The sequence below is a fragment of the Aeromicrobium sp. Leaf291 genome (genome assembly GCF_001423365.1).
GTDB lineage: Bacteria > Actinomycetota > Actinomycetes > Propionibacteriales > Nocardioidaceae > Aeromicrobium.
In genome coordinates this window covers 17,888-43,490 of the sequence record NZ_LMNM01000003.1, presented here as the reverse complement: position 1 = coordinate 43,490, position 25,603 = coordinate 17,888, and the positions used below count along the sequence as shown (strand labels likewise).

Here is a 25,603-nt window from a genome sequence, read left to right as displayed (position 1 = left end):
GCCTCAGCGCGGCGGGCGGTTCGAGAGGGCGTCGATCACGACGTCGCCCAGCGCCCTGCTGCCCGCGAGCGTGGGGTGCACGCCGTCGACGGTGCGGCCCGGCCGGTCCAGGCTTCCCTTGGTGGCCACGTACTCGAGACCGTGACGCTTCGCGGCGGTGTGCACGATGGACGTGATCCGGCGCTGCTGCCACGGGTCCAGCGGGCCCCACGGTGGGCCGAGCACCACGATGCGGGTCGTGCGCGGCAGGCTCCGCTCGACCACGTCGAAGTAGCGGTCGACGGCCTGCTGGACGGCGGCGTCGGTGGACTCGACCAGGCCGCCCTGGCGGCAGGTGGCCCAGTCGTTGCGCCCGCCCTCGACGATGAAGACCGACGGTGCGGGTCCCTCGAAGGCCTCGGGCCGGTCGATGAACCGGTTCCCTCCGCACCGGTGGCCGGGGCGCTGGTAGCCCGAGCCGGACTGCGCGAAGGTGCGCACCTCGGTGTCGAAGTGACGTCCGACGAAGCTCCACCAGCCCTGCTCGGGGCTGCCGGGGTCGTCGTCGTAGCGCGCGGTGATGGAGTCGCCCACCACGACCACGCCCTGGGGGAAGGGTCCGGTGCCGGGCTCGGTGCCGATGGCACCCTGCCGCCCTGCGGTGACGCCGAGGCTGATGAGCAGGGCCAGGGCGACGGTGACCAGCACGCGTCGTCCGTGTCCGTGTCGTGCCATGGTCCCCTGCTGTCCTCCCCGAGAAGAGCACCAGCCTACGTCCGCGGACGGCCAGGAACCGATGGATGCGGAGAAGTCACCGAAACGTCATCGGCACGGGGTCGGTGTCAGGAACCGCCGGCGAAGCCGTGCTGGCGCCAGGCCTCGTAGACCACGATCGCCGCGCAGTTGGCGAGGTTCATGGACCGCCGCGCCGGCAGCATGGGCAGCCGCAGCCGGTCGGTCACGCGAGGGTGTGCGAGCACCTCGTCGGGCAGACCTGACGGCTCGGCGCCGAACAGCAGCACGTCGCCCGGCTCGTACGACACGTCGGCGTAGGAGCGAGTGGCCCCGGTCGTGAACGCGAACACCCGCGCGTCGCCGAGTGCGGCCAGCGCCGTGTCGAGGTCGGCGTGCACGTGGAGGGTCGCCAGGTCGTGGTAGTCCAGCCCGGCGCGCTTCAGCTTCGGCTCGGACAGGTCGAAGCCGAGCGGCTCCACCAGGTGCAGCTCCGCCCCGGTGGCGGCGGCGAGCCGGATCGTGTTCCCGGTGTTGCCCGGGATGCGCGGCTCGTGGAACAGGACACGGAACATGACGGACTCACCCTAGGATGTCGGCCATGCCTGACACCCCCGCCCCCGGACAGCCCTCCTCCCTCGGCCAGCCCCGTGTCCACGTGACCCACACCTTCCGCTCCGCCCCCGCCGACGTGTTCGCCGCGCTCGGCGAGCACGAGAACCTCGGTCCGCTGTTCGGGGCGAGCATCACGCGCCTGCGGGACGGCCACACGTCGCGCAACGGCGTGGGCTCGGCCCGCACGCTCAAGCTCGGCCCCCTGCCCGGCTTCGTCGAGACCGTCGTGGTCTCCGAGCCCGACGAGCGCATCGAGTACGAGATCACCCAGGGCAGCCCGCTGAAGGGCCACCGCGGCATCCAGGTGCTGACGCCCACCGCCGACGGCGGCACCCACCTGGACTACACGATCCACTTCGACGCCCCGGTGCCCGGCGTGGCCACCGCCGTCGCGAAGGTGCTGACCCAGAAGATCAACGCGAACCTGCCGAAGCTCGTCCCCTGAGCCTCGGCGCCGACCTCAGAGCTCGTGCTCCCACGGCGGCTGGGCGCCGGCGCGGCCGACCACGAACGCGGAGCAGCGTGACGCGAGGTCGGTGACGCTGCGCCACAGCGTGAGGTCGGAGGCGTGCAGCCGCGTGCTGCCGGCCGCACCGTCGAGCCCGTCGTCCTTGAGGCCCGCGATGAGTCCCGACATGAACGCGTCGCCGGCGCCGACGGTGTCGACCACGTGGGACGCCTGCGCCCTCGAGGCGATGGAGCCGCGGTGCGTGTACGTGCGCGCACCGCGGGCGCCCATCGTCATGACGACGGCCGCCGGCCCGGCCGCCAGCCAGCTGCGGGCGGTGTCGGCGGGGTCGCTGTGCGGCTCGAGCCAGGCCAGGTCCTCGTCGCTGACCTTGACCACGTCGCACAGCGGCAGCAGGGACTCCATCCGGTCCAGCGCCTCCGCGCGGCTCGGCAGGAGCGACGGACGGACGTTGGGGTCGAAGGTGACCGTGCACATGGGGGCGAGCCGGCGCAGGGCGTCCTCGACGTCGTCGGCGCCCGGCTCCAGGAACGCCGCGATCGACCCGGTGTGGACGATGTCGGGGATCTCCTCGGCCCAGATGCGGCCCGGGTCCCAGCAGATGTCGAAGTCGTAGCTCGCGCTGCCGTCCTCGGCCAGGGTGGCCACGGCGGTGGAGGTGCGCTCCAGCTCCTTGAGCCCGGGCATGAGGCGCACGCCCGACTCCGCGAGGTGCATGCGCACGAGCGCCCCCAGGTCGTCGGTGGCCAGGCTCGTGGCGAGCACCGGGGTGACGCCGAGGCGTCCGAGGCCGACGGCCACGTTGGCGGGGCTGCCACCAGGATGCTCGGTGCGCGACCCGTCGGGTCGTTCGACGATGTCGACGAGGGCTTCACCGATGACCAGGACCATGGCCACAGTCTGCCGTGACCCGGGTCCGCCGCACGGCGTGGCCGTGGGGACCGGGTGCCGGTGACAGGACTCGAACCTGCACGCCCTGGGGCACGGCATCCTAAGTGCCGCGTGTCTACCAGTTCCACCACACCGGCGGGTGCGCCCCCAGCCTAGGCCAGGGGGATCCGGGTCAGGCGGCGTCGAGCCCGAGGTCGCGGCGCAGCTTGGCCACGTGTCCGGTGGCCTTCACGTTGTACTGCGCCACCTCGACGGTGCCGTCCTCGCCGATCACGACCGTCGAGCGGATGACGCCCTCGACGACCTTGCCGTAGAGCTTCTTCTCGCCGAAGGCGCCCCATGCGGTCATCACCGAGCGGTCGACGTCGGAGAGCAGCGTGATGGTGAGCCCGTCGCGCTCGCGGAACTTCGCCAGCTTCTCGGGCTTGTCCGGACTGATGCCGACGACGGTGTAGCCCTCGGCCTGCAGGTCGTCGAGCGCCCCGGAGAAGTCCGTGGCCTGCTTCGTGCACCCCGGCGTCATGGCCGCGGGGTAGAAGTACACGATCACCTTGCCGCCCCGCAGGCTCGACAGCGTGACCTCCTGGCCGGTGTCGTCGGGGAGGGTGAAGTCGGGTGCGGTGTCACCGGGCTGCAGTCGCGTCGTCATGGGTCCTATCCTTGCAAGACCAGTCCGCACCGACGAGAGGCGCCACGTGGGCACGTCACAGACCGATGAGCTGGTCGACGAGATCGAGCAGATCCGCGAGCGGCTCGCCGACACCGTCGACGCCCTGGTCGACCGCACGAACCCCAAGAACATCGCGCGGCGCAGCCTGGCCGACGTGAAGGCGAAGTTCGTCGGCCCGGACGGATCGGTCCGCTACGAGACCGTGGTGCCCGTGGTGCTCGGCGTCGTCGGCTCCGTGGCAGCGATCGTCGTGCTGCGCCGGGTGCTCGGCTGACCATGCCCGGTACCGAGGGAGCACGGGACGACGGCGGAAAGCTCGCCATCCGGATGCTGCACGACCGCCTGCTCGTGTCGATCGACGAGGAGGCGGGGGAGCGGCGCTCGGGGGGCGGCATCCTGATCCCGGCCACCGCGGCGATGGGCAAGCGGCTGGCCTGGGCCAAGGTCGAGGCGGTCGGCGCGCACGTGCGGGCCGTCGAGGTCGGCGACCGCGTGCTCTTCGATCCCGAGGAGCGCGCCGAGGTCGAGGTGCGGGGCGAGAGCTTCGTGCTGCTGCGCGAGCGCGACCTGCACGCGGTCGCGTCGGAGCGCATCGAGGAGGGCCAGACCGGCCTGTACCTGTGATCGGCGCGGGCACGGTGGGGACGAGCGGTGTCGTAGGTGGGGCCGGACGTGGGGGAGCGGAGGAGCGATGAGCGGCACGGGTCGTGACGTCCCCCTGCGCCGCATCCGTCTGCGCCGCAGCGAGGAGACCTTCCTCGACCGCCTCCTGCTCCTGCGCCGTCGCTGGCGCCTGATGCTCCGCCTGGGGATCGCGACCGCGGCCGCGTTCCTCATCGCCACCCAGGTGTTCGGGCACCAGCAGGCGTTCTTCGCCCCCATCGCCGCGGTCGTCGTGATCACCGCGGGCGGTGGCCTCCGTGGTCGCACGCTCGTCGAGGTCGTCGTCGGTGTGGCGCTCGGGGTGCTCGTGGGCGAGCTCATCATCCTGACGATCGGACGCGGGCCGGCGCAGATGGCGCTCGTCGTCCTGCTCACGGTCGTCGCAGCCACGCTCACCGGCATCCGGGGCCTGGCCCTGACCCAGGCCGCCAACTCCGCCGTGCTGCTGGCGGCCGTGGTGCCCGCGGCCGGGGCGGGCAACCCGGCCCTGACCCGCTTCCTGGACGCGCTGATCGGTGGCCTGTGCGGCATGGCCATGGTCCTGCTGCTGCCCCGCAACCCGGTGCGCGACATCGACGCGGAGGTGCAGCGTCTGCTGCGCCAGCTGGCGTCGGTGCTGAGGGGAACCGCACGGTCCCTGCGTGAGCGTGACCCCGGCGTGGCCGACGAGGCGCTCGAGCGGGCCCGCGGCATGCAGGGCAGCATCGACTCCCTCGACGCGACGGCGCGCAACGTCAGCGAGATCGCCCGCATGTCGCCCATGCGCTGGCGGCAGCGCGAGCACCTGGCGCTCTACGTGGGAGCCGTCCGCGACTTCGACAACGCCATCCGTGACTCCCGGGTGCTCGCACGGCGGGTCAGCGCGATGCTGCGCCACGACGAGGTGGGACCGGACGCCCTCGAGCAGTCCGTGGAGGCCCTGGCCGAGGCCGTCGACGTCATCGCCGACGACCTGTCCTCGCTCGACGACTTCGCCGGCGCCCGCGACCAGCTCGTCGAGGCCGCCCGCATCGCCGTCGCGGCGCTGCCGGACACGATGACGCTGAACACGGCGGCCATCACGGCACAGGTGCGGTCCATCGCCGCCGACCTGATGTTCGTCTGCGGCGCGAGCCGCGACGAGATCGACGCCGCACTCGACTTCGAGTGACGCCCCGCCGAGGTCGGCGGGACACGCACCCACGGACGGTGGCGCGCGGCGGCCCGGGTGCGCTACGGTGACGACACCAGACCGCCTGAGGAGGTGAGCCGCAATGAACCAGACCACGACACCGATCGCCTTCGATCACACGTCCCGTGGTGCCGCGTTCGCCGGCTCCCCCGTCCTCGGCGCAGTCTCCGTCTAGCCAGATCCGTCACGTCAGCACCGCTGACCGACACCCTGGCTTCGAGCCGCTCAGGACACCACGTCCAGGGCGGCTCTTCTCGTCTGCCCACCCACGATCCCATCCCTTCGACCACACCCGACCACCTCGCAGAAAGGAGGCGCGCAATGAACCAGCACCAGAACACCGACACCTTGCCCGCAGACACCCCGACGACCGACCAGATCGCCACGGCCCAGACCAGGACCGACCGCGACGGACACCGCACCACCTGGACAAGGGGAGAGGGGGTGAACGCGATGGCACGGAACCCCCTTCGCTCCGGTGCTCGCCGCAAGCGCGCCTGGGACGAGATGTCGGAGACCGACCGACAGGTCCTGCTGGAGACCGTCCGGCAGCGCCGCGAGGCGCAGGCCATGAAGGACGCGCACCAGCTGCAGGTGCTGAGCCAGCGGTCCTACCGCTGAACGACGCCCCACCGCGTGGCCCCCGGTCCTCGACCGGGGGCCACGTGCGTCTGCGGACCTGCGCGCCGCGACCAGCGGAACGGACCGGCTGAGGGAGGCGGTCGAGGGTCTGGGACGATCGGGGTGATGACCGGGGTCCTGGAGGGTTTCAGCACCATCGGTGCGCTCATCGCCCTCGGTGCCCTCCTGGCACACCTGCGGATCTTCGACCTGAACGCCCAGGTCGTGCTCTCGCGCCTCGCCTTCTACGTGGCCAGTCCCGCCCTGATGATCACCGTCCTGCAGGACGCCGACGTCTCGGCCGTCCTGTCGCGGAACCTCGCCGCCACGTCGGCCGCGGTCGCGGTCGTCGTCGCGCTCTACCTGCTCGTCGCGCGGCTCGTGCTGCGCCAGGACCTCGCCGACACCGTCGTCGGCGCGCTCTCCTCGGCCTACGTCAACGCCGGGAACCTGGGGCTGCCCATCGCGGCCTACGTCCTCGGCGACGCCGCACTCGTCGCTCCCACGCTGCTGCTGCAGATGCTGGTGCTGCAGCCACTCGCCCTCGCCGTGCTCGACGCCGCGGTGGCGCAGGAGCGGGTGCCGTGGCACCGCTTCCTCACGCGTCCGCTCCGTACGCCCCTGACCGTGGCGTCGCTGCTGGGCCTCGCGCTGTCGATCACCGATGCCCGGATCCCTCGCCTCGTCGACGAGCCACTCGGCCTGGTCGGGGCCATGGCGGTCCCGGCCATGCTCATCGCCTATGGCGTCTCGCTGCGACTCGGCCCGCGTCCGGGCAGTGGCGGCAGCGCGCCCGTGCTGGCGCTCATCGTGGTGCTGAAGCTCGTCGTCCAGCCGGTCGCCGCCTACACCGTGGGACGGTTCGCGCTGGGGATGGACGGGGACCCGCTCCTGGCCGTGACCGTCCTGGCCGCGCTGCCGGCGGCGCAGAACATCTTCGTCATCGCGGTGCGCTACGACCGTTCGACCGTCCTCGCCCGCGACGCCGTGTTCGCCACCACGGTGCTCTCGGTCCCCGCGGTCGCGGTCGTCGCGGCGCTGCTCACCTGAGTCCGGCTCGGCTCCCGCCGGGGATCAGGTGCGCAGGGTCGCGAGCAGGCGTCGACCGATGGCGTCGACCGAACGGACCCGTGCGTTCAGCACGACGGCGGCCGTGCCGGCCGCCCGGTCGAGGCCGAGCCAGGTGCGGAAGCCGCCCGTGCCGCCGTTGTGCCACGTGACGTCGACGCCGTCGTGCACCGACGTGATCCACGCGGCGCCGATCCGGGCGCCGGGCACGAAGTCGTCGACCGGCTCGAGCGCCGCGGTGCCCGGCGCGCTGCCCTCGAGCAGGGCTCGTGCCAGCGTCGCCGCGTCGCGCACCGACATCCGCACCCCGCCCGCGGGACCGAGCGCCTCGCCCGTCCACGGCTCGGCTCGGCGGCCCCATCGTGTGTGGCCGACCACGGCGCGCTGACCCAGCTCGTCGGGGGTGGCCGGTACCGAGGCGCTGGTCAGACCGAGCGGACCGAGCAGCCGCTCGGCCAGCAGGTCGCGATACGGACGACCCGCTGCGGCCGCGACGGCGTGGCCCAGCAGCTGGAAGCCGAGGTTGGAGTACACGGGGCGGGGTCGGCCGACCTTCGTCGCCCGGGTCTGCTCCAGCAGCTCCGCGAGGGTGTCGCCGTACGGATTGGTGGCGAGCAGCAGCCAGGACGCCGTCCGGCGGCCCATGTGCGCCTGCGCCGGCAGGCTCGGCAGCCCCGAACGATGCCGTGACAACGCATTCAGCGTCACCAGGCCGGCCGGTGACCCGTCGAGCGGCAGGAAGGTGTCGAGCCGGTCGGTCAGCAGCATCTCGCCGCGCTCGACGGCGTCCGCCAGGAGCAACGCGGTCAGACCCTTGGAGATCGAGCCGATCTCCAGGTCGTCCCCGGGGTCGATGCCCTGGACCGCCACGCGGGTGGCTCCCGGCTCGATGGTGGCCACGGCCCAGGAGCCGCCGCCGAGAGCGTCGGCGGCCCAGCGGTGCAGGGCGTCGTCACGGACGGTCTCCTCGAAGCTCATGCCCCCACCCTGGTCGACGACAGGACCCCGGCACATCGGCCGCGAGGCTGATGTCCGGGGTCCGTCCGGCGGAGGTCTCGGTGGGTCAGCGACCCGCGAGCGCCTCGTGGAAGGCGAGGATGCGTCGCGCGTCGCGCACGTGCAGCTCCTCGACCATCTTCCCGTTGAACGTCACGACGCCCTGGCCCGCGGCCTTGGCCTCCTCGAACGTCTCGATGAGGCCGGTCGCCCGCTCGACGTCGTCGTCCGACGGCGCGAAGATCGTGTTGGCGGGGTCCACCTGCGAGGGGTGGATGAGGGTCTTGCCGTCGAAGCCCATCTCGCGCCCCTGGCGGGCCTCGGCCTCGAAGCCCTCGGGATCCTTGACCGCGTTGTAGACGCCGTCGATGATCACCTTGCCGGCGGCGCGCACCGCCAGGAGGGTCCACGACAGCGACGTGAGCACGGTGGCGTTGCGGCCCGGCACGTGCAGGCCGTAGGTCTCGTTGACGATGTCGTTCGTGCCCATGACGACGACGGTGAGGCGCTCGTGGGCGGCCGCGATCTCCTCGGCGTGCAGGAGGGCCCGCGGGGTCTCGATCATGGCCCACAGCTGGGTGTGCTCCGGGGCGCCGTGCTGCTCGAGGGCGGCCACGAGGGCACGCACCTGCTCGGCCGACTCCACCTTCGGGACGAGGATCGCGTCGGGACCGGCGGCCGCGGCGGCGCGCACGTCGTCGTCGTGCCACTCGGTACCGATGGAGTTGACCCGGATCGCCAGCTCACGGTGACCGTACGCGCCGGACCGGACGGCCGCGCACACGTTCTCGCGGCCCTGCGCCTTGGCATCGGGGGCGACGGAGTCCTCGAGGTCGAGGATCAGCGCGTCGGCGTCGATCGTCTTGGCCTTCTCCAGGGCGCGCTCGTTCGCACCCGGCATGTACAGCACGGAGCGGCGGGGGCGGATGACGGGAGTGCTCACAGGTCGTACAGCTCCTTCAGCTCGGGATCGCGCTCGGCCAGCTCGCGGGCGAGGTCGAGCATCACCAGGCACTGCTTGCAGGACGCGTCGTCCTCCATCTTGCCGTTGATCATCACCGCGCCCGAGCCGTCGCCCATGGCCTCGACGACCTGCTTGGCGTGCGCCACGTCCTCGGCGCTGGGCGAGAAGACCGACTTGGCGATGTCGATCTGCACCGGGTGCAGGCTCCACGCGCCGACGCAGCCCAGCAGGAACGCGTTGCGGAACTGGTCCTCGCAGGCCACGACGTCCTTGATGTCACCGAACGGCCCGTAGAACGGGAGGATGTCGTTCGCCGCGCAGGCGTCGACCATGCGCGCGATCGTGTAGTGCCACAGGTCCTGCTGGTACGTCGTGCGGCCCTCGGTGAGGTCCTCGCCCGTCGGGTCCTGGCGCACCAGGTAGCCCGGGTGGCCGCCGCCGACGCGCGTGGTCTTCATGCGGCGGCTCGCCGCGAGGTCGGCCGGGCCGAGGCTGATGCCCTGCATGCGCGGGCTGGCGGCGGCGATCTCCTCGACGTTCGTCACGCCGAGCGCGGTCTCGAGGATCGCGTGCACGAGCAGCGGCTTATGCACCTTCCCCTTGGCCTCGAGCTGGGCGAGCAGACGGTCGACGTAGTGGATGTCCTGGGCGCCCTCGACCTTGGGCACCATGATGACGTCGAGCTTGTCGCCGATCTCGGTGACCAGCGTCGTCAGGTCGTCGAGGACCCAGGGGGAGTCCAGGCTGTTGACGCGCACCCACAGCTGCGTGTCGCCGAAGTCGGTGGCCTTCGCGATGTCGACGAGACCCTGGCGCGCGGCCTCCTTCTTCTCGGTCTTGATCGCGTCCTCGAGGTTGCCGAGGATGATGTCGACCTTCGAGGCGATGTCGGGGACCTTCGCCGCCATCTTCTCGTTGCTCGGGTCGAAGAAGTGGATCATCCGGCTCGGACGGAACGGCACCTCGGCGAGCGGAGCGGGAGCTCCGACGGCGAGCGGACGGAGGAATGCACGGGGGTTGCGCACGCGGGTCTCTTCCTGCAGACGTCGGGACTGCCCGACAGTATGGCCGGGACTCGTGACCCGTGAGTAGGGCGGGTCTCACAGTGCGTCCAGCCGCCCGGGGCCCGGCACCCCCGCCGGTGTCGTTCGCCGCCCGGGGCCCGGCACCCCCGCCGTTGTCGTTCGCCGCCCGGGGCCCGGCACCCCCGCCGGGTCAGCGGACGGACATGACCACACGGTCGTCGCGGGCGGCCTCGTCGGCGACCCAGCCGTCCGGCGAGGACTCCGCCGTCCAGCGCAGGCCGTCGAAGCTGACCGACGCGACCTGCAGGTCGGCCGCGTTGGCCACCAGGTAGTGCGCCAGGGCCCACCCGCGCGCCCGCACGTCGGCGGCCGCGCCGTCGAGGCGGTACGTGAGCGCGTCCTCGGCGTCGTCGGTGCTGCGGGGGATCTCCCCGAAGGCCTTGTCGACGTCGGCCGCCACGGTCCGCACCGAACCGCCACCGACCGGGTTGATCTGGCAGGTGAACGCGGCGGGGCTGTAGCCCCGGAGGGCGGAGGCCAGCGCGCGGGCGTAGTCCTCGTGCTGGGCATAGGCGCCAGGGAACGCCGAGCGCTGCACCTCCTGCGCCGCGACCGTGATCTCGAGCGACGTGTAGTCGTCGACCTTCTCGAGGCCGTCGTAGAACTTCCCGATCGCGTAGTGCGGGTCCAGGATCTCCTCGACCGTGCCCCAGCCCTGCGACGGACGTTGCTGGAACAGACCCACGGAGTCCCGGTCACCGAAGTCGATGTTGCGGACCTTGGACTCCTGGAAGGCGGTCGCGATCGCGATCGTGGTGGCGCGCGGGGGAAGTCCGCGGTTCTGCGCCGTCGCGGCCATGAGGGCCGACCAGCGCGCCTGCTCCACGTCCACCTGCGCACGCGTCTCGCCCACCCGGGCCACGCAGTACTCGGTGCGCAGCGGCGTGCGGTCGGTCACCACGACCGCCACCAGGACGCCGGCCACGAGGACGGCGCCCAGCAGGACCCAGCGCAGCTTCACCCGGTCAGCCTAGGCAGACGACGTCAATCCGGCCGGGCACCTGGTGCCGGGTCCGGGCCGGGGTCAGTTGGCGTGCAGGTCGGAGTTCAGCTCGATGCCGCGCCGTTCGCCGCGAGGGCGCGCCTCGATCTGGCCGGTCTCGCTGTTGGTGAGGAACAGCAGGCTGTCCTGCCCGCTCAGCTCCGCCGCCTTCACCACGGAGCCGTCCGGCGTGCGCACCTTGGTGCCCGCGGTGACGTAGCAGCCGGCGGCGACCACGCAGTCGTCGCCGAGCGAGATCCCGATGCCGGAGTTGGCGCCGAGCAGGCTGTTGCGACCGATCGAGATCACCTCGGTACCACCGCCCGAGAGCGTGCCCATGATGCTCGCGCCGCCTCCGATGTCGGTGCCGTCGCCCACGACGACACCGGCCGAGATGCGGCCCTCGACCATGGCGTGGCCCAGCGTGCCGGCGTTGAAGTTCACGAAGCCCTCGTGCATGACGGTGGTGCCCTCGGCCAGGTGCGCGCCGAGGCGCACGCGGTCGGCGTCGCCGATGCGCACGCCGGACGGGATCACGTAGTCGGTCATCCGGGGGAACTTGTCGATGCTGGTCACGTTGACCGTGAGGCCGGCGGCGCGGGCGCGGGCGCGGGTGTGCTCGAACCCGGCGACCGCGCACGGACCGATCGTCGTCCAGACGACGTTCGTGAGCAGCCCGAACTGGCCGTCGAGGTTGACCCCGTGCGGCTGGACGAGACGGTGCGAGAGCAGGTGCAGCCGCAGCCACACGTCGTAGACGTCGGCGGGCGGTGCCGAGAGGTCCGGCGCGACGACGTGCACCACGGCCTTGCGGACCTGGCGCACCGCGTCCTCGCCGGTGAGTGCCGTGAGCTCCTCGGGCTCCGGGTCGTGCCCGGGGGTGCCGAGCCGGGGCTCGGGGAACCAGACGTCGAGGACGTCGGCGTCCTCGGTGAGGGTGGCCAGGCCGTAGCCGTACGCGCTCTGCTCGCTCATGGCCCTCAACCTACCGATCCGTCGATGGCGCCCGTCGGTGAGTGGACCTAGCGTGGACCGCATGGCGCTGGTGACCTACAAGGACCTCTGCATCGACGTGAACGACCTGCACGCGTCCGCGGCCTTCTGGGCCGAGACGCTGGGTCTTCGCGTGGTGCCCGACGAGGGTGTGGCGGGGGAGCAGGGTGAGGTGCACCTCGAGGGACCCACCCCTCGGTACACCGTGTGGCCCTGCGTCGTGCCGGAGCCCAAGTCGGTCAAGGACCGGGTCCACCTCGACGTCCACGCCGCAGCGTCGGTGCTGCCCGGGACCACACGTCTCAGCGCTGAGGGCGAGTTCCGGTGGACGGTCGTGGCCGGCCCGGAGGGCGACGAGATCTGCACTTTCGTGCGCGACGACGTTCCCGACTACCGGCTCTACGAGCTGTGCGTCGACGTCGCCGACCACCGCGCCGCGGCGGCCTGGTGGCAGGGCGTGTGGGGTGGCACGATCGGCAGCGAGGAGGAGCAGCGGTTCAGCTGGCTGGAGGACGTCCCCGGCATGCCGTTCGAGGGCATCGTGTTCTGCGACGTGCCGGAGCCCAAGACGGTCAAGAACCGGCTCCACTGGGACGTCGCGCTCACCGCCGGATCCGGCGTCGCCGATCTCGAGGCCCTCGGCGCCACCGTGCTGCGCCGACCCGACGACGAGGTGGTCTGGACGGTCATGGCCGACCCCGACGGCAACGAGTTCTGCGTGTTCGACGAGGACGCCGCGTGACGTCGCGGGCGCAGCTGCGCAGGGCGGCCCTCGCACAGGAGGGCGCCGAGCAGGTCGAGGTCGGACCCACGCGAGGCTGGGCGGTCGCGGGCACGGTGTTCGCCGCCCTCACCGACGACGGGCGCGCGGCGCTCTCGCTCGGGATCGAGCCGCGCAGCCGCATGGCCGGCGAGCTGCCCGGCGTGCAGACCACGTCGTCGGGCGTCCTGGTCGACCTCGACGTGATCGACGGGATGGCGCTCAACCACTGGGTCCACGAGGCGTGGCGGCACTGCGCACCGGCCGGTGTCGTCGAAGCGTCCGCGCACGCGGCGAGGGCTGCCGCCGAGGGCGACGACGACCTCGGTGCGATCGGTGCCCCGGCGCGGCGCGCGCTCCACGGTGCCGGCATCGGCTCGCTCGACGAGCTGGCTGCCCGCGATCGCGACGAGGTGGCCGCGCTGCACGGCATCGGCCCACGCGCGGTGGCGGCCCTGGCCGCTGCGCTCGCCGAGCGGGGGACCACGTGGTGAGCGTGCTGCGGGTCCCCGACCCCGCGGACGCCGAGGTCCTCGCCGACCTGTGGGCGACCAACCGCGAGCACCTCGACCCCTGGAGCCCCGAGCGCAATGCCGACTTCTACACCGTCGAGGGGCAGCTCGACCTGCTCGAGCGGCGTCTCGAGGCCATGGTCCAGGGCCGGGGTGCCTACTTCGTCGTGCTCGACGACGACCGGGTGGTCGGTGAGATCAACCTCAACGACCTGGTGCGCGGGGCCTTCCAGAACGCTCACGTCGGCTACTGGCTGGCCGCCGACGTGCAAGGGCGCGGGCTGATGACCCGCGCCGTCGAGGAGATCACCACCCACGCGTTCGACGTCCTGCGGCTGCACCGGCTGCAGGCCGCCACGCTGGCCCACAACGAGCGCTCCCAGGCCGTGCTCCGGCGTGCCGGGTTCGAGTCGTTCGGACGCGCGCCGCGCTACCTCAAGATCGGCGGGCAGTGGCAGGACCACGTGCTGTTCCACCGCTTCACGCCGCACGACGTCTGAGCCCAGGTCCGGACCGTCGGGCTCAGTAGCGGGCCGAGAACCCGCCGTCGGCGTGCAGCAGCTGTCCGGAGATCCAGCGTCCTTCGGGCGACAGGAGGAAGGCGACCACTCCGGCGACGTCGCGTGGCTCCCCGAGACGACCGAGGGGCTGGTGCGGCAGCAGCCCCTCCCTGAGCTGGTCGTCCATCCACCCGGTGTCGACGGGGCCGGGGTTCAGCACGTTGGCGCTGATCCCGAGCGGGCCCAGCTCGCGTGCCGCGGAGATCACGATGCGGTCGAGCGCCCCCTTGGACGCGCCGTAGGGGAGGTTCCCGGTGGTGGCGTCGCTCGTCAGAGCGACCACCGCGCCCCCGCCGTCGGGCACCTGACGGGCGAAGCCGGCGATGAGGAGCAGGCTGGCGCGCGCGTTCACGGCCACGTGGGTGTCGAAGCTCTCGGCGGTCGTGTCGAGGACCCCGGTCTCGACGTCATGGGCGTGGCTCAGCACCAGGGCGCCGACCGGGCCTCGGTCACGGGTGACGGCGTCCAGCAGGTCGGTCGGCCCGTGCGGCGTGGACAGGTCCACGTCGAAGTCGGTGCCGGTCAGGTCGGAGGTGGCCACGTCCCAGCCGTCGTCGCGCAGTCGCGGCACGATCGCGGCGGCGAGGCTGTTCGGTCGGGCTGCTCCGGTCACCAGGGCGCAGGGCATGCCGTCAGCCTAGGTCCACGATCGGGGGAGACCGGTCAGCTGGAGCGTCGTTGCGCCACGCCGACCACGAACGCGACCTGGCCCAGGTGCTGCAGGGTGTCGCCCAGCACGCTCACGAGGCGCGCCGACGCGGTGACGGGCGGGTCCCAGCGCTCGTCGACCACGCGCGCCAGCTCGGTGGCGTCCAGCGTCCGGAGGTAGCGACGCGTGAGCGCGTGGACGTCCGCGTGGTACGCGTCGACCAGCTCGGCGGGAGGTCGGACCGAGAGCACCTGGTCGAGGTCGTGGCCGTACCCGATGTCCCCGTGCTCGATGCCGTCGCCGAGGTGGGGAGCGAACCGCTCGGCCCACGTGTCCCACGCCTGCGGCACGTCGGCCAGGGCGGCCACGTGGTCGTCCTGCACGCGGGCGAGGTGCCAGAGCAGCCAGACGGGCGTGTTGGCGCCGTCGTCGACCTGGAACGTCGCCGTGGACTCGTCGAGGTCGGAGCACTGCTGCTCCACGAGCTCGCGGACGCGTCCGAAGGCGTCGTCCAGGAGGTCGGTCGTGACGGGGTCGAGGCTCATGTCCACGACGCTACTGCGTCAGCGCACGACCAGCCCGTCGCGCCGGTCCCACGCGACCTCGGTGGCCTTGTCGTCGCCGATCGCCCGCAGCACGGCGTCGACCACGTCGGTGGCCGGCAGTGGCTCCGGCAGGCGCGGCGGCTCCCCGGCGAGTGCGTGGGACGCGAGGTCGGTGTCGAGGTGCGGCGGACGGACGTCGACGATGCGCGTGCTCCGCCGGTGCTCGCGGCGCGCGACGGTGAGCCAGGCCGACAACGCCGCCTTGGCCGCCGAGTAGTCGGCCATGCCCGCGGTGGGGGCGTCGGCCAGGATCGCGGACAGCACGACGGCGACGCCACCGTCGAGGTGGGGGAGCGCGGCGCGCACGACGCCGGTGGCGCCGAGCGTGTTCACGGCGAACAGCTCCTCGACCACGACGGGGTCGGCATCCACTGCCGGACCGAACGCCGGGACGCCGGTGGCCACGACCAGGACGTCGAGCCCGCCGAGTGCGTCGACGGCCTGCCGCACCGTCGTCGCCGCGCGCTCGACGTCGACGACGTCGAGCACGAACGTGGGAGCGTCGAGCTCCTCGCCGATCGCCGCGAGCCGGTCGGCGTCACGCCCCGTGACCGCCAGGGAGGCGCCGGCCTCGTGCAGGGCGCGGGCGATGCCGCCGCCGAGGGCGCCGGTGGCACCGACGACGAGGGCACGGACGTCGGTGAGCTCCATGCTCGGGACGCTACCCACGCCCGGGGGAGCCGCAACGTGAGTCGTGGTGCTTCAGGTGGCTGGGTCTGTTCTTGCTGCTGCGCCACTGCGGCTGAGTCTTGTCCTGCGGCTGCGCTGCTCCGGCGGGGTCTTCTCGTGCGGCTGCGTTGCTGTGGCTGCGAGTCGACCTGCTCCCCGAAAGGGCCTCGACCGGCGGGCGGGTCCGGGGTCGGTCGGGCTCCCGGAGCGTGGCAGGGGGTGACGCAGGATTCTGCGTTCGTGCGTGAGGGGTCGAAGGATGCAGCGTTTGCCACGGGATCCCGTAGCAAACGCAGCATCGTTCGGGTTGTTGTGCGCGAAGGCAGAATCCCGCGTCCGCCGGGGGCCTCTCGTGCGTCGGGTGGGCAGGGGTTCTTCCTTTGCGTGGGACGGTCCACGAGACGGGAGAATCACTGCCCGTACGGGGGTCTTTTTTGTCGCCACGGTGCTTCCTTCGCGTGGCACGGTCCACGGGAAGGAAGAATCGTGCGTGGATCCCGCGCAGAGGGAGAATCGTGGCCGCGCCCCGCAGACCCAGCCGACCCGAGACCCCCTGCTCCGGTCGAGGCCTTTCGGAGACCACGCCCACTCGTAGCCACAGCGACGCAGCAGCGAGCGAACGTCCAGCCGAGCGACGCAGCACACGCGAAGCCCCACCGCAGCGACGCAGCACCACGCGAAGCCCCACCGCAGCGACGCAGCAGCACCCACGAGATCGGCCACGCCCGCCGCACCTGACGACACATTCGCATCGCCCGGGCCGGGTGACGGGCACCCGGGGGAGTGAGACCTAGAGTGGTCGACATGGCCGTCCTCGACCCCTCGCGCGACGTCGTCCAGCTGACGGCCGACCTCTGCGACATCGCCTCGGAGAGCCTCCAGGAGGCGGAGATCGCCGACGCCGTCGCCGCCGTGCTCGACGCGGCCTCGCACCTCACCGTCGTGCGCGACGGCCACACGCTCGTGGCGCGCACCGACCTCGGCCGGGACGAGCGGGTCGTCATCGCGGGGCACCTCGACACCGTGCCGGCGAACGGCAACTTCCCGACCCGGCTCGACGGCGACACCCTCTGGGGTCTCGGCACCTGCGACATGAAGGGCGGCGTGGCGGTCGCGCTGCGGCTCGCCGCCGGGTTGCCCGACCCGAACCGCGACGTGACCTACGTGTTCTACGACGCCGAGGAGATCGCCGCGAAGTACAACGGTCTCGGCCGCGTCGCCCGGGAGCGCCCCGAGCTGCTCGAGGGTGACTTCGCGATCCTCATGGAGCCGTCGGTCGCCTCGGTCGAGGCCGGCTGCCAGGGCACGATCCGCGTCGACGTCGTCACCCGCGGCGAGCGCTCCCACTCGGCGCGCTCCTGGATGGGGCACAACGCCATCCACGACGCCGCCGAGCTGCTCGTCCGGCTGCGCGACTACGAGCCCCGCCGCGTGGTCATCGACGGGCTCGAGTACCGCGAGGGCCTCAACGCCGTGGCGATCAGTGGGGGCGTCTCCGGCAACGTGGTGCCCGACCTGGCCACCGTCACGGTCAACTACCGCTTCGCCCCCGACCGCAGCGAGGCCGACGCGCTGGCCCACCTCGCGGAGGTGTTCGAGGGCTTCGAGCTCACGGTCACCGACTCCGCCCCCGGCGCGATGCCCGGGCTCGACCACCCGGCGGCAGCCGCGTTCGTCGCGGCGGTCGGCGCGGAGCCCCGTCCCAAGTTCGGCTGGACCGACGTCGCCCAGTTCACGCAGCTCGGGATCCCCGCGGTCAACTTCGGCCCCGGCGACCCGATCTACGCCCACAAGCAGGACGAACACGTCCCCGTCGCGCACCTGCGCACCGTCGAGGACGCCCTCACGAGATGGCTGACCGCATGAGCTACCAGAAGGGTCCGGTGCGTCTGCGCCGCGACCGCATCCCCACCAGCACCACCGACCAGCGTCTGCTCGACTCGCGCGGACCCACGGACTGGGTGCACACCGATCCGTGGCGCGTGCTGCGCATCCAGGCCGAGTTCGTGGAGGGCTTCGGCGCCCTCTCCGAGCTGGGTCCGGCCGTCGCCGTGTTCGGCTCGGCCCGCACCAAGCCCGACGACCCGATGTACGAGAAGGCCCGCGAGGTCGCCGAGAAGCTCTGCAGTCGCGGCTACGCCGTCATCACCGGTGGTGGACCCGGCGCCATGGAGGCCGCCAACCGCGGGGCCAGCGACTGCGGCGGCGTGTCTGTGGGCCTCGGCATCGAGCTCCCGCACGAGCAGGGTCTCAACGAGTGGGTCGACCTGGGCATCAACTTCCGCTACTTCTTCGTGCGCAAGACGATGTTCGTCAAGTACGCCCAGGGCTACATCGTCATGCCAGGCGGGTTCGGCACGCTCGACGAGCTGTTCGAGGCGCTGACGCTCTCGCAGACGGGCAAGATCACGACGTTCCCGATCGTGCTCTTCGGCACCGCGTACTGGCAGGGCCTGATCGACTGGCTCCGCGACACGATGCTGCCCGACGGCAAGATCAACGAGGCCGACCTCGACCTCGTGCTGCTCACCGACGACGTCGACGAGGCGGTCGCCCACTTCGACGCCGTCGCCTCCGAGTAGCGGCGACGTGAGGGTCACCTCGCGCAACGCGGCCTTCCAGCAGTGGGAGGCGCTGCTGGGCAACCGGCGCAAGCGTCACCAGCTCGGTCGGATGCTCGTGCAGGGCGTGCGCCCGGTGACGGTGGCGCTGGACGCGGTGGACCGCCGTGGCCTGGTCGTCGACGCCGTGCTCCACGACGACCGGCCGAGCCCGTCGCAGTGGGCCCAGGACGTGGTCTCCCGCGCCGTCGCGTCCGGCGCCACGGCCTACGAGCTGTCGGCGGAGCTGCTGGCCGAGCTCGCCGAGCAGGAGCAGGACCGACCCGAGGTCGTGCTGGTGGTCGTCCAGCCCGCCGACGACGTCGCGCGGCTCCCGGTCCCGGCGGACCTGCTCACGGTGGTGCTCGACCGACCGTCGAGCCCGGGCAACGTCGGCAGCATCGCCCGGTCGGTCGACGCGTTCGGCGGCACCGGTCTCGTGGTGTGTGGTCATGCGTGCGACCCGTACGAGCCGAGAGCGGTGCGGGCGTCCACCGGGTCGGCGTTGACGGTTCCGACGGTGCGCCTCGGGTCCCCCCGCGAGGTGCTCGCGTGGGTCGAGGCGGCGCGTCGCGACCTGGGCCACGTCGCGGTCGTGGGCACCGACGAGCACGGTGAGGTCGAGCTGGCCGACGCCGACCTGACCGGCCCGACCGTGGTCGTGACGGGCAACGAGACCCGCGGCCTGTCGAGTGCGTGGCGGGAGGCGTGCGACCTGGTCGTGCACATCCCGATGACCGGGACCGCCTCGTCGCTCAACGCCGCCAACGCCACCTCCGTCGTGCTCTACGAGGCCTCACGCCAGCGTCGGCGACGCTGACGTCGGTCGTCCGCCGCCGTCCGCCGAGCCCACGTCCCCGCCGTCGCGCGTGAGCGACACGGCGAGGAGGACGAGCCCCGCCGCGGCGACGGTGCCGTGCGCGACGCGGCCACCACCCGGGAGGAAGAACTGGGGGAGGTAGGTGGCGAGCGCGACGGCCGCGAGGGCGAGGCCCGCACGGGTGAGCCCGCTCGCGCGGGTCGCGAGGATCCCGAGCCGCACGGCCGCGACGAGCAGCGCGCCCCAGCCCAGAGCGAACAGCGTCATCGCCACCGGCTCGTAGCGGAACAGGTCGGCCGCGCCCGTCGTGGCCGAGAGAACGGTCTCGTCGCCGGTCTCGAGCACGCGCCGGCCCACCGCGTGCAGGCCGTACGCCTCGGCCCCGTAGTAGGGGAGCAGTAGCGTCGTGCCGGCCACCGCGGCCCGGTGAGCCGTGCGGTCGACCGCCGCGAGGGCCCAGGCGACGAGCACGAAGCCGACCATGGCGAGCACGTGGGCCCAGAGCCAGGCCGGACGTGCGTAGAGCTCGGCCGCGGCCCGGCCGTCCTCGACCGCGTGGCCACGGAGCAGGGGATAGACCAGTAGAGCGGCGCCCGCCACGAGCAGGGCAGCCGCACGGAGACGACGGTCGTCGAGTGGGTCGGTCGGGGTGCGCATGGGTCCTCCACGTCACGAACTGTGAGCAGTGCTCTCTCGGCCCATCGTGCAGCACGGGGACCCGAAGATCAAGAGCAGTGCTCTCACCTACTGCGGCCGAGCTCCTCGCGGAGAGCGGCCACCTCGGCGCGCAGCTCGGTGACCGCGTCCAGCACCAGGCGCTCGCTCTCCTCGACCTCGTCCACGATCTCGCGCTTGTCGTCCTCGTTCTGCATCTCCAGCGCCTCCACGGCCACGGCGATGAACAGGTTCAGCACGATGTAGGTCGAGATGAGGATGTAGGCGATGAAGAAGACCCACGAGGCAGGGTGGGCGTCCGTGACGGGACGGATCACGTTCGCCCAGTCGTCGCCCGTCATCACCTGGAACAGGCTCAGCAGCGACGTCGGCAGGTCGCCGAAGTGCTCGGGGTCGGTGCCGCTGAACAGCTGCGTCGACACCACGCCGGACACGTAGACCAGCATGAGGAGCAGCGCACCGATCGAGACCATGCCCGGGATCGTGGCGGCGAGGGCCGAGACCACCCGACGCATCGACCGCACGGCCGAGAGTAGTCGCAGGACGCGCAGCACCCGCAGCACCCGCAGGACCCCGAGCGCGCCGGAGGCCGGGATCAGGGCCACCGCGACGACGAACAGGTCGAACAGGCTCCAGCCGTCGCGGAAGAACGCTCCGCCGTGCGCGTAGATCCGCAGCGCGATCTCCACGACGAAGATCCCCACGGTCGTCCACCCCAGCGGCACGAGCCAACCGGCGTCGCGCAGCAGCTGCGGCGACGTCTCGAGGCCGAGCACCGCCGCGTTCACGACGATGACGGCGATGATGAACCACTGGAAGCGGGACGACTCGACGAGGGTGAGCACGCGGGCGCGGGCGGGGGTCACGGGCGGTCTCCGGCAGGTGAAGGCGGGGCGAGGACGTCGAGGAAGTCGGGCGGTGCCGGCGCCAGCGTAGCCGGGAGGTCCCCGGTCCCTGGCAGGATCGGGCCATGACGGTCACCGGTCACGACGGGCTCGAGCGCTGTCCCTGGGGCAGCGACCCGGGCCTGGCGCGCTACCACGACGAGGAGTGGGGCCGCGAGCTGCGCGGCGACCGGGCCATGTTCGAGCGGCTCAGCCTCGAGGCGTTCCAGTCCGGGTTGTCGTGGTCGCTCATCCTGCGCAAGCGCGAGGCGTTCCGTGCCGCGTTCGTCGGGTTCGTGCCCGCGCTCGTGTCGCGGTTCGACGAGTCCGACGTCGAACGGCTCATGACCGACGCCGGCATCGTCCGCAACCGCGCCAAGATCGAGTCGACCATCTCCAACGCCCGGGCGACGCTCGAGCTGGGCGAGAGCCTCAGCGACCTGGTGTGGTCCTTCGCCCCGGACTCCCACCCGGCACCCCGGACGGTCGACGACGTGCCCGCCACCTCGGCGGAGTCCACCGCCCTCGCGAAGGCGCTGAAGCAGCGCGGCTTCAAGTTCGTCGGCCCCACCACCGCCTACGCCCTCATGCAGGCCACCGGCATGGTCGACGACCACCTCGTCGGGTGCGTCGCACGACGGTCCTGACGCTTACCACTCCTGTCACATCCGTCTCCTGCGTCACGGTGTGGCTCCCGCACCGACGGGGCTGGGAGATCTAGCCTTTCGCCATGACCACCCCCCGCTCCGCCGCTCGACGCAGTCGCCGTTCCGTGCGCACCCTCGCTGCCGTCGTCCTCATCGTGTCCGCCCTCGTCGCCGGCACGGCGGCGATCGTGGTCGCGACCGTCGCCGCTCTCGCGGTCGCGGTCGCCTATGCCGTGACGGTCTGCTCCGTCGCCGCCCGGCTCCTGACCAACGAGACCGCGCAGGTGCGTCGCGACTGGGCCCGTGACCGCGCGGTCACCGCCCACGAGCAGAGCCGCGAGGCCGCCCGTCGCAAGCGCGAGCAGGTCTCCTTCGCCGACACCATGGCCGAGAAGGTGCAGGTGCGCGACACCCGCATCGAGGACCTGGCCGCGCAGATCGCCGAGGCAGAGGCGGCCCTCGCCCGGGCCGAGGCCGAGCACGTCGCCGCCGCACGGCGCGCCGACGCGCTCGACGGTGAGCTCCAGCAGACGCGCGACTCGCTGCTCGGCACCCGCGCCGAGGTGCGCCGCCTGCGCGACGAGCTGGCGGCGAGCCAAAGCGCGGAGCTCGAGGCCCGCACCGAGCTGCTGGCCTGGCAGCAGCAGGCCGAGGAGCAGCGCAGGCTCGCCTGACCCCTCGGTTCCCAGACCGGCCCCGCGGCGGCAGCAGCCGGCCCCGGTTCGACTGGTCGGGCCCGTTCGGCTCAGTCCTGAGGGTGAAGGGCCACCACGCCACGCAGGCGAGCCTCGTTCTCGACGGCCCGTGCCACGCGCGCGCCCGCTCCCTCGGGCGACAAGGCCCGCAGCACCGCAGCGCCGCGGCCCGCGCGGTCGGCCACTGCCGCGGCCAGCGTCGCGGCCGCAGCCGGCACCCGGTCGCGCTCGTGGACCTCGTGCACCAAGCCGATCCGTCGAGCGTCGACCGCGGTGACGGCTCGCGGTGCGAGCAGGAGCAGGCGTGCCGTCGCGTCGCCCACGGCGCCCGGGAGGGTGACGCTCGTGCCGCCCACGAGTGGCTCCACCCGCATGGTGGCGTCGGCCGCGGCCACGCGCAGGTCGGCGGCCAGCGCCAGGGCCGACGCGTGCCCGTCGATCGTCCCCAGGAGGGCCGCCACCACCGGCACCGAGGCATCGGCCACGGCCAGGACCGCGTCGTCGTCCAGCCCGCCGGAGGACTCGTCGAGCACGAGCAGCAGGCAGCGGACACCGGGCGTGGTGAGCGCGTCACGTACACGTCGAGCGGCCGATCCGGACCCGATCGCGCCCGCCTCCGGGGCGGACCGGGTGCGCAGGTCGACCCTCGTCACGCCCGGAGCGGAGGGGTGCTGCGCCGTGCTGTCGTGGTCCTGACCTGGAGTGCTCACGTCGTCCTTCGCACCGGTTGGAAGTGATGAGGGGGCATGAGAGATAATAGGAACCTGAGGCGACCGGAAGGCGGTCACCGAATGGAAGGGGAACCCATGGCGGCCATGAAGCCTCGTACTGGTGACGGACCGATGGAAGTCACCAAGGAGGGCCGCTGCATCGTCATGCGGGTCCCGCTCGAGGGCGGTGGACGTCTCGTGGTCGAGCTGAACAACGAGGAAGCCGAGACGCTCGGCGACGCGCTCAAGGCCGTCTGAGCTTGTTCGGTCTGACGATGCGCTGGTCCTTGACCGGCGCACCCGAGGACACCCTCGCGCAGCTGCGCGCGTACATCGAGGACGTCAGCTTCGCCCGCTTCGCGGGGCTCGACGGCCTGCGGTTCAAGTCCTGGCGCGCCCGCGAGGGCGAGTGGTTCGAGGGCACGTACGTATTCGTGAACGCCGAGGCACGTGCCGCGTTCCAGGCCGACATGGAGTCCGGTGCCGCCGACCTCCCGGGCAGCCGCATCATCGGCAGCCCGCCCGAGCTCATCGAGGCGTGCGAGATCGTCGCGGTGGTGCGGGGGCCCGCCGGCTTCCGTTCGGCCCCGGCCTTCGAGCGCTGAGCCGGGCGCTCAGGCCACGCGGCGCACGGCCAGCAGGCCGTCGCCCACCGGGAGCAGGGCCGGCACGAGTCGCTCGTCGACCGCGGCCTGCGTGAGCAGCTCGCGGATCGCGACGGTCTCGGCGTCGCGGCGCTCGGGGTCGGCCACGCGGTCGTGCCAGAGCGCGTTGTCGAAGACCACGACGCCGCCCACGCGCACGAGGCGCAGTGACTGCTCCAGGTACTCGCCGTACTCGACCTTGTCGCCGTCGACGAAGACCAGGTCGTAGCCCTCGTCGGTGAGGCGGGGCATGACGTCGAGCGCCGACCCGGCGATCAGCCGGAAGCGCTGCGGCGCGACGCCGGCCTGGGTGAAGACCTGCCGGGCGTGACGCTGGTGCTCCGCCTCGAGGTCCACCGAGGTGAGCACACCGTCGTCGGCCATGCCGCGCAGGAGCCAGAGTCCGGACACGCCGGTGCCCGTGCCGACCTCGGCCACGGCACGCGCATCCAGCACGGACGCCAGGAAGCGCAGCGTCGCCCCACCGGCCGCCCCGATCGGGCTCACGCCCACCTCGTCGGCTCGGCGGCGCGCGTCGGCGAGGTGGTCGTCCTCGCTCAGGTAGCCCTCGACGTAGCTGAGGCTGGCTTCGCTGGTGATGATGACTCCTCGGTGGCGCGTGCCGGGGGTCCGGCGGCTGTGGGGCCAGCATAGTGAGGTCGTCACGGTTGGCGGCGTTGCGTGCCCCGGGGCTCGCCGTGTCGTGCCGGGGCCCAGGATGCGCCATGATCGAGAGGGAACCGTCAGCGTCCTCTGGGCGTTCTCTCAGGAGACGGCACGACGATCGATGCATGAAGGAAGAAGACGTGAGCACGCAGGTCATGACCGCTGAGCGCGACGCCCGGACGGGCGAGGGCTCGACGGACGCCGACACCGCGTGGGAGACCATCGTCGAGGAGCACTCCGCCCGCGTGTACCGCCTGGCGTACCGACTCACCGGCAACCGCCACGACGCCGAGGACCTCACCCAGGACGTCTTCATCCGTGTGTTCCGCTCGCTGGACCGGTACGAGCCGGGCAACTTCAACGGCTGGATCCACCGCATCACGACCAACCTGTTCCTCGACCGGGTGCGTCGGACGAGCAAGCTGCGCATGGACGGCTTCAGCGAGGGTGCCGAGGAGCGGCTGGAGGGGCGCGAGCAGCGACCCGAGTCGGTCGTGCACGACGCCGCCTTCGACCCCGACATCGAGGCCGCGCTCTCGTCGCTCACCGAGGAGTTCCGCGTCGCCGTGGTGCTGTGCGACGTGGAGGGACTGTCCTACGAGGAGATCGCCGACGTGCTGGGCGTCAAGATCGGCACGGTCCGCTCGCGCATCCACCGGGGTCGTACGCAGCTGCGGCACGCCCTCGCCCACCGCGCCCCGACCGCCGGCCGGACCCGCTTCCTCGGAGCCGTGGGAGCCTGATGGCCCATCTGGACGCCGACGTCGCCGCCTTCGTGGACGGGCAGCTCTCGCCCGATGCCACGGAGGTCGCGGCGCGTCACGTCCAGTCCTGCGAGCGGTGCCGCGAGGCGGTGGCGCAGCAGCGCCAGCTCAAGCGACGCATGCAGGTGTCCGCCGACGTGCGACCTCCGGCGTCGCTGCTCGCCTCGCTCAGCTCCGTGCCGGCGTCCCCGCCTCCTCCGGCGCCCAGCGCCTGGGCCCGGATCGTGCGGTCGAGCACCCTCGGGGCGGCGGGCGTGCTCGTGGGCGCCTCCCTCGCCGTGGCGCTGGCGGCCTACCTCGCCGGTGGGAGCGCCCGTGGCATCGGCGACGAGGTGGTGCCGCCCGTCGAGACCTACGCAGCCGACTTCCACGGTGCGGACCCGATGGCCGGGAACGACGTCATGACCGCCGCGGTCATGGAGGACCTGACCGCCAACGGCTGGCCGTGCCACGGTCAGCTGGGTGACGACCTCGAGCGCGTCGAGGGACGTCTGCAGGACGAGGGAGCGGTCTCGCTGACCTACACCGACGGCCTGCACCGCCTGGTCCTGCACGAGCAGAACGGCGCGCTCGACACCGACGGCCTGCAGGGCTTCGAGCCTCGTCGGCTCGCCGACCGGCCGGTGTGGGTGCGGGAGACGCCCCGCGAGCGCATCGTCACGTGGGACGCGGACGGCGTGGTCTACACGATCGTGACCGACGTGGGTGACGACCGGCTGGCGCCGGCCCTGCGCGACCTGCCCGCTCCGCTCGGCGAGCCCGGGCTGCGTCAGCGCCTGGGCGACGGCCTCAGCCGCGTCACGACCTGGATCTCCGCCTGACGGCTCCCACGACGACCGGTGAG

At 72.4% G+C, this 25,603-nt stretch carries 34 protein-coding genes and 1 tRNA gene; 18 read left to right on the top strand and 17 right to left on the bottom strand.

Annotated elements, in window-relative coordinates; translation table 11 throughout:
* Positions 1-3: 3 nt before the first annotated feature.
* Both ASF35_RS13940 and ASF35_RS13935 read right to left on the bottom strand, forming a co-directional pair.
* Complete coding sequence (locus ASF35_RS13940; protein ID WP_082480466.1) at positions 4-714, bottom strand: SGNH/GDSL hydrolase family protein; 711 nt, start codon at positions 712-714, stop codon at positions 4-6.
* A 107-nt stretch (positions 715-821) separates the two neighbouring features.
* A complete protein-coding gene (locus tag ASF35_RS13935; protein ID WP_055968721.1) occupies positions 822-1,286 on the bottom strand; it encodes a tRNA (cytidine(34)-2'-O)-methyltransferase in 465 nt (154 codons plus the stop codon).
* Between the two features lie 26 nt (positions 1,287-1,312).
* On the opposite strand from ASF35_RS13935, the gene ASF35_RS13930 reads away from it, so the two are divergent.
* Positions 1,313-1,771 carry an SRPBCC family protein gene (locus tag ASF35_RS13930; protein ID WP_055970195.1) on the top strand — a complete coding sequence of 153 codons (459 nt, stop codon included), beginning with the start codon at positions 1,313-1,315 and terminating at the stop codon, positions 1,769-1,771.
* A 15-nt stretch (positions 1,772-1,786) separates the two neighbouring features.
* Here ASF35_RS13930 and ASF35_RS13925 read toward each other — a convergent pair whose 3' ends face one another.
* The 3 genes from ASF35_RS13925 to bcp all read right to left on the bottom strand — a co-directional run bounded on the left by ASF35_RS13925 (position 1,787) and on the right by bcp (position 3,335).
* Positions 1,787-2,686 (bottom strand): carbohydrate kinase, encoded by a 900-nt coding sequence (locus ASF35_RS13925; RefSeq protein ID WP_055968719.1) that lies wholly within the window; start codon positions 2,684-2,686, stop codon positions 1,787-1,789.
* 55 nt (positions 2,687-2,741) lie between these two features.
* Positions 2,742-2,823 (bottom strand) — tRNA-Leu (locus tag ASF35_RS13920).
* Between the two features lie 35 nt (positions 2,824-2,858).
* The gene (gene bcp, locus ASF35_RS13915) at positions 2,859-3,335 is read right to left on the bottom strand and encodes a thioredoxin-dependent thiol peroxidase (RefSeq protein ID WP_055968717.1); all 477 of its coding nucleotides are present in this window, start codon (positions 3,333-3,335) and stop codon (positions 2,859-2,861) included.
* Positions 3,336-3,381: 46 nt separating this feature from the next.
* Between bcp and ASF35_RS13910 the strand changes: the two genes are divergently transcribed.
* From ASF35_RS13910 to ASF35_RS13890, 5 genes are all read left to right on the top strand, one after another.
* The gene (locus tag ASF35_RS13910; RefSeq protein WP_055968715.1) at positions 3,382-3,630 is read left to right on the top strand and encodes a DUF3618 domain-containing protein; all 249 of its coding nucleotides are present in this window, start codon (positions 3,382-3,384) and stop codon (positions 3,628-3,630) included.
* A gap of 2 nt (positions 3,631-3,632) precedes the next feature.
* Positions 3,633-3,980 (top strand): co-chaperone GroES, encoded by a 348-nt coding sequence (locus ASF35_RS13905; RefSeq protein WP_055968713.1) that lies wholly within the window; start codon positions 3,633-3,635, stop codon positions 3,978-3,980.
* Between the two features lie 67 nt (positions 3,981-4,047).
* Positions 4,048-5,169, top strand: coding sequence for an aromatic acid exporter family protein (locus ASF35_RS13900; protein WP_055968712.1), 1,122 nt, complete (start codon positions 4,048-4,050; stop codon positions 5,167-5,169).
* A 342-nt stretch (positions 5,170-5,511) separates the two neighbouring features.
* Entirely contained in the window at positions 5,512-5,811 is a 300-nt protein-coding gene (locus tag ASF35_RS13895; RefSeq protein WP_055968710.1) for a hypothetical protein, read from the top strand.
* A gap of 126 nt (positions 5,812-5,937) precedes the next feature.
* Positions 5,938-6,861 (top strand): AEC family transporter, encoded by a 924-nt coding sequence (locus ASF35_RS13890; RefSeq protein ID WP_055968708.1) that lies wholly within the window; start codon positions 5,938-5,940, stop codon positions 6,859-6,861.
* Between the two features lie 24 nt (positions 6,862-6,885).
* On the opposite strand, the gene ASF35_RS13885 is transcribed toward ASF35_RS13890, so the two are convergent.
* From ASF35_RS13885 to dapD, 5 genes are all read right to left on the bottom strand, one after another.
* Positions 6,886-7,857, bottom strand: a complete 972-nt coding sequence (locus ASF35_RS13885; RefSeq protein ID WP_055968706.1) for a serine hydrolase — start codon at positions 7,855-7,857, stop codon at positions 6,886-6,888.
* Between the two features lie 85 nt (positions 7,858-7,942).
* Entirely contained in the window at positions 7,943-8,818 is an 876-nt protein-coding gene (locus ASF35_RS13880) for a CoA ester lyase (RefSeq protein ID WP_255353938.1), read from the bottom strand.
* Positions 8,815-9,864 (bottom strand): CoA ester lyase, encoded by a 1,050-nt coding sequence (locus ASF35_RS13875; RefSeq protein ID WP_055968704.1) that lies wholly within the window; start codon positions 9,862-9,864, stop codon positions 8,815-8,817. The genes ASF35_RS13880 and ASF35_RS13875 overlap by 4 nt, the downstream gene beginning before the upstream one ends.
* 190 nt (positions 9,865-10,054) lie before the next feature.
* Positions 10,055-10,885: a hypothetical protein gene (locus ASF35_RS13870; protein WP_055968702.1), complete on the bottom strand. Its 831-nt coding sequence runs from the start codon at positions 10,883-10,885 to the stop codon at positions 10,055-10,057.
* Between the two features lie 63 nt (positions 10,886-10,948).
* Positions 10,949-11,881, bottom strand: coding sequence for a 2,3,4,5-tetrahydropyridine-2,6-dicarboxylate N-succinyltransferase (dapD, locus tag ASF35_RS13865; protein ID WP_055968700.1), 933 nt, complete (start codon positions 11,879-11,881; stop codon positions 10,949-10,951).
* 61 nt (positions 11,882-11,942) lie between these two features.
* On the opposite strand from dapD, the gene ASF35_RS13860 reads away from it, so the two are divergent.
* From ASF35_RS13860 to ASF35_RS13850, 3 genes are read left to right on the top strand one after another with little or no spacing between them, the layout of a single operon-like run.
* A complete protein-coding gene (locus tag ASF35_RS13860; RefSeq protein WP_055970188.1) occupies positions 11,943-12,641 on the top strand; it encodes a VOC family protein in 699 nt (232 codons plus the stop codon).
* Positions 12,638-13,153, top strand: coding sequence for a helix-hairpin-helix domain-containing protein (locus ASF35_RS13855; protein WP_055968698.1), 516 nt, complete (start codon positions 12,638-12,640; stop codon positions 13,151-13,153). Before ASF35_RS13860 ends, ASF35_RS13855 begins: the two co-directional genes overlap by 4 nt.
* Positions 13,150-13,671 carry a GNAT family N-acetyltransferase gene (locus ASF35_RS13850; protein WP_082495571.1) on the top strand — a complete coding sequence of 174 codons (522 nt, stop codon included), beginning with the start codon at positions 13,150-13,152 and terminating at the stop codon, positions 13,669-13,671. The genes ASF35_RS13855 and ASF35_RS13850 overlap by 4 nt, the downstream gene beginning before the upstream one ends.
* Before the next feature lie 22 nt (positions 13,672-13,693).
* On the opposite strand, the gene ASF35_RS13845 is transcribed toward ASF35_RS13850, so the two are convergent.
* The 3 genes from ASF35_RS13845 to ASF35_RS13835 are packed head-to-tail and all read right to left on the bottom strand — an operon-like array spanning position 13,694 to position 15,636.
* The gene (locus tag ASF35_RS13845) at positions 13,694-14,359 is read right to left on the bottom strand and encodes an SDR family oxidoreductase (protein ID WP_055968691.1); all 666 of its coding nucleotides are present in this window, start codon (positions 14,357-14,359) and stop codon (positions 13,694-13,696) included.
* Between the two features lie 35 nt (positions 14,360-14,394).
* Positions 14,395-14,925: a DinB family protein gene (locus ASF35_RS13840; protein ID WP_055968689.1), complete on the bottom strand. Its 531-nt coding sequence runs from the start codon at positions 14,923-14,925 to the stop codon at positions 14,395-14,397.
* Positions 14,926-14,943: 18 nt separating this feature from the next.
* A complete protein-coding gene (locus ASF35_RS13835; protein WP_055968687.1) occupies positions 14,944-15,636 on the bottom strand; it encodes an SDR family oxidoreductase in 693 nt (230 codons plus the stop codon).
* An 822-nt stretch (positions 15,637-16,458) separates the two neighbouring features.
* On the opposite strand from ASF35_RS13835, the gene dapE reads away from it, so the two are divergent.
* Genes dapE through ASF35_RS13820 form a run of 3 tightly spaced genes read left to right on the top strand, consistent with a single transcriptional unit; the run spans position 16,459 to position 19,074 of the window.
* On the top strand, positions 16,459-17,520 hold the full coding sequence (gene dapE, locus ASF35_RS13830; RefSeq protein ID WP_055970185.1) for a succinyl-diaminopimelate desuccinylase: 1,062 nt from the start codon (positions 16,459-16,461) through the stop codon (positions 17,518-17,520).
* Positions 17,517-18,236: a TIGR00730 family Rossman fold protein gene (locus ASF35_RS13825; RefSeq protein ID WP_235492851.1), complete on the top strand. Its 720-nt coding sequence runs from the start codon at positions 17,517-17,519 to the stop codon at positions 18,234-18,236. Before dapE ends, ASF35_RS13825 begins: the two co-directional genes overlap by 4 nt.
* A 7-nt stretch (positions 18,237-18,243) precedes the next feature.
* On the top strand, positions 18,244-19,074 hold the full coding sequence (locus ASF35_RS13820; protein WP_055968683.1) for a TrmH family RNA methyltransferase: 831 nt from the start codon (positions 18,244-18,246) through the stop codon (positions 19,072-19,074).
* Here the strand turns inward: ASF35_RS13820 and ASF35_RS13815 are convergent.
* Together ASF35_RS13815 and ASF35_RS13810 are read right to left on the bottom strand one after the other, a co-directional pair.
* Positions 19,051-19,731 (bottom strand): hypothetical protein, encoded by a 681-nt coding sequence (locus ASF35_RS13815; RefSeq protein ID WP_055968681.1) that lies wholly within the window; start codon positions 19,729-19,731, stop codon positions 19,051-19,053. The two genes, ASF35_RS13820 and ASF35_RS13815, sit on opposite strands and share 24 nt — an antisense overlap.
* 83 nt (positions 19,732-19,814) lie before the next feature.
* The gene (locus ASF35_RS13810; RefSeq protein ID WP_055968677.1) at positions 19,815-20,615 is read right to left on the bottom strand and encodes an ion transporter; all 801 of its coding nucleotides are present in this window, start codon (positions 20,613-20,615) and stop codon (positions 19,815-19,817) included.
* A 104-nt stretch (positions 20,616-20,719) separates the two neighbouring features.
* Between ASF35_RS13810 and ASF35_RS13805 the strand changes: the two genes are divergently transcribed.
* Positions 20,720-21,280, top strand: a complete 561-nt coding sequence (locus tag ASF35_RS13805) for a DNA-3-methyladenine glycosylase I (protein WP_055968675.1) — start codon at positions 20,720-20,722, stop codon at positions 21,278-21,280.
* Between the two features lie 83 nt (positions 21,281-21,363).
* On the top strand, positions 21,364-21,954 hold the full coding sequence (locus ASF35_RS13800; protein WP_156364643.1) for a hypothetical protein: 591 nt from the start codon (positions 21,364-21,366) through the stop codon (positions 21,952-21,954).
* Positions 21,955-22,025: 71 nt separating this feature from the next.
* Here ASF35_RS13800 and ASF35_RS13795 read toward each other — a convergent pair whose 3' ends face one another.
* Complete coding sequence (locus tag ASF35_RS13795; RefSeq protein ID WP_055968670.1) at positions 22,026-22,628, bottom strand: enoyl-CoA hydratase-related protein; 603 nt, start codon at positions 22,626-22,628, stop codon at positions 22,026-22,028.
* Between the two features lie 153 nt (positions 22,629-22,781).
* Between ASF35_RS13795 and ASF35_RS17770 the strand changes: the two genes are divergently transcribed.
* Entirely contained in the window at positions 22,782-22,943 is a 162-nt protein-coding gene (locus tag ASF35_RS17770; RefSeq protein ID WP_162237311.1) for a DUF3117 domain-containing protein, read from the top strand.
* A gap of 17 nt (positions 22,944-22,960) precedes the next feature.
* Positions 22,961-23,290: a hypothetical protein gene (locus ASF35_RS13790; RefSeq protein ID WP_235492850.1), complete on the top strand. Its 330-nt coding sequence runs from the start codon at positions 22,961-22,963 to the stop codon at positions 23,288-23,290.
* 9 nt (positions 23,291-23,299) lie between these two features.
* Here ASF35_RS13790 and ASF35_RS13785 read toward each other — a convergent pair whose 3' ends face one another.
* Entirely contained in the window at positions 23,300-23,929 is a 630-nt protein-coding gene (locus tag ASF35_RS13785) for an O-methyltransferase (RefSeq protein WP_055970181.1), read from the bottom strand.
* 221 nt (positions 23,930-24,150) lie between these two features.
* Here ASF35_RS13785 and sigE point away from each other — a divergent pair, with 221 nt between their 5' ends.
* Together sigE and ASF35_RS13775 are read left to right on the top strand one after the other, a co-directional pair.
* Positions 24,151-24,738 carry an RNA polymerase sigma factor SigE gene (sigE, locus tag ASF35_RS13780; RefSeq protein WP_055970178.1) on the top strand — a complete coding sequence of 196 codons (588 nt, stop codon included), beginning with the start codon at positions 24,151-24,153 and terminating at the stop codon, positions 24,736-24,738.
* Entirely contained in the window at positions 24,738-25,580 is an 843-nt protein-coding gene (locus tag ASF35_RS13775; RefSeq protein ID WP_055968666.1) for an anti-sigma factor, read from the top strand. The genes sigE and ASF35_RS13775 overlap by 1 nt, the downstream gene beginning before the upstream one ends.
* Positions 25,581-25,603: the final 23 nt, after the last annotated feature.

Bases quoted from the DNA above. Each gene is read 5' to 3' on its own strand.
- bcp (WP_055968717.1), bottom strand. From the start codon at position 3,335: ATGACGACGCGACTGCAGCCCGGTGACACCGCACCCGACTTCACCCTC.
- dapD (WP_055968700.1), bottom strand. From the start codon at position 11,881: ATGAGCGAGCAGAGCGCGTACGGCTACGGCCTGGCCACCCTCACCGAG.
- dapE (WP_055970185.1), top strand. From the start codon at position 16,459: ATGGCCGTCCTCGACCCCTCGCGCGACGTCGTCCAGCTGACGGCCGAC.
- ASF35_RS13925 (WP_055968719.1), bottom strand. From the start codon at position 2,686: ATGGTCCTGGTCATCGGTGAAGCCCTCGTCGACATCGTCGAACGACCC.
- ASF35_RS13775 (WP_055968666.1), top strand. From the start codon at position 24,738: ATGGCCCATCTGGACGCCGACGTCGCCGCCTTCGTGGACGGGCAGCTC.
- ASF35_RS13885 (WP_055968706.1), bottom strand. From the start codon at position 7,857: ATGAGCTTCGAGGAGACCGTCCGTGACGACGCCCTGCACCGCTGGGCC.
- ASF35_RS13905 (WP_055968713.1), top strand. From the start codon at position 3,633: ATGCCCGGTACCGAGGGAGCACGGGACGACGGCGGAAAGCTCGCCATC.
- ASF35_RS13935 (WP_055968721.1), bottom strand. From the start codon at position 1,286: ATGTTCCGTGTCCTGTTCCACGAGCCGCGCATCCCGGGCAACACCGGG.
- ASF35_RS13815 (WP_055968681.1), bottom strand. From the start codon at position 19,731: ATGCGCACCCCGACCGACCCACTCGACGACCGTCGTCTCCGTGCGGCT.
- ASF35_RS13805 (WP_055968675.1), top strand. From the start codon at position 20,720: ATGACGGTCACCGGTCACGACGGGCTCGAGCGCTGTCCCTGGGGCAGC.
- ASF35_RS13845 (WP_055968691.1), bottom strand. From the start codon at position 14,359: ATGCCCTGCGCCCTGGTGACCGGAGCAGCCCGACCGAACAGCCTCGCC.
- ASF35_RS17770 (WP_162237311.1), top strand. From the start codon at position 22,782: ATGGCGGCCATGAAGCCTCGTACTGGTGACGGACCGATGGAAGTCACC.
- ASF35_RS13825 (WP_235492851.1), top strand. From the start codon at position 17,517: ATGAGCTACCAGAAGGGTCCGGTGCGTCTGCGCCGCGACCGCATCCCC.
- sigE (WP_055970178.1), top strand. From the start codon at position 24,151: ATGACCGCTGAGCGCGACGCCCGGACGGGCGAGGGCTCGACGGACGCC.
- ASF35_RS13930 (WP_055970195.1), top strand. From the start codon at position 1,313: ATGCCTGACACCCCCGCCCCCGGACAGCCCTCCTCCCTCGGCCAGCCC.
- ASF35_RS13835 (WP_055968687.1), bottom strand. From the start codon at position 15,636: ATGGAGCTCACCGACGTCCGTGCCCTCGTCGTCGGTGCCACCGGCGCC.
- ASF35_RS13940 (WP_082480466.1), bottom strand. From the start codon at position 714: ATGGCACGACACGGACACGGACGACGCGTGCTGGTCACCGTCGCCCTG.
- ASF35_RS13790 (WP_235492850.1), top strand. From the start codon at position 22,961: ATGCGCTGGTCCTTGACCGGCGCACCCGAGGACACCCTCGCGCAGCTG.
- ASF35_RS13860 (WP_055970188.1), top strand. From the start codon at position 11,943: ATGGCGCTGGTGACCTACAAGGACCTCTGCATCGACGTGAACGACCTG.
- ASF35_RS13900 (WP_055968712.1), top strand. From the start codon at position 4,048: ATGAGCGGCACGGGTCGTGACGTCCCCCTGCGCCGCATCCGTCTGCGC.
- ASF35_RS13890 (WP_055968708.1), top strand. From the start codon at position 5,938: ATGACCGGGGTCCTGGAGGGTTTCAGCACCATCGGTGCGCTCATCGCC.
- ASF35_RS13840 (WP_055968689.1), bottom strand. From the start codon at position 14,925: ATGAGCCTCGACCCCGTCACGACCGACCTCCTGGACGACGCCTTCGGA.
- ASF35_RS13895 (WP_055968710.1), top strand. From the start codon at position 5,512: ATGAACCAGCACCAGAACACCGACACCTTGCCCGCAGACACCCCGACG.
- ASF35_RS13800 (WP_156364643.1), top strand. From the start codon at position 21,364: ATGACCACCCCCCGCTCCGCCGCTCGACGCAGTCGCCGTTCCGTGCGC.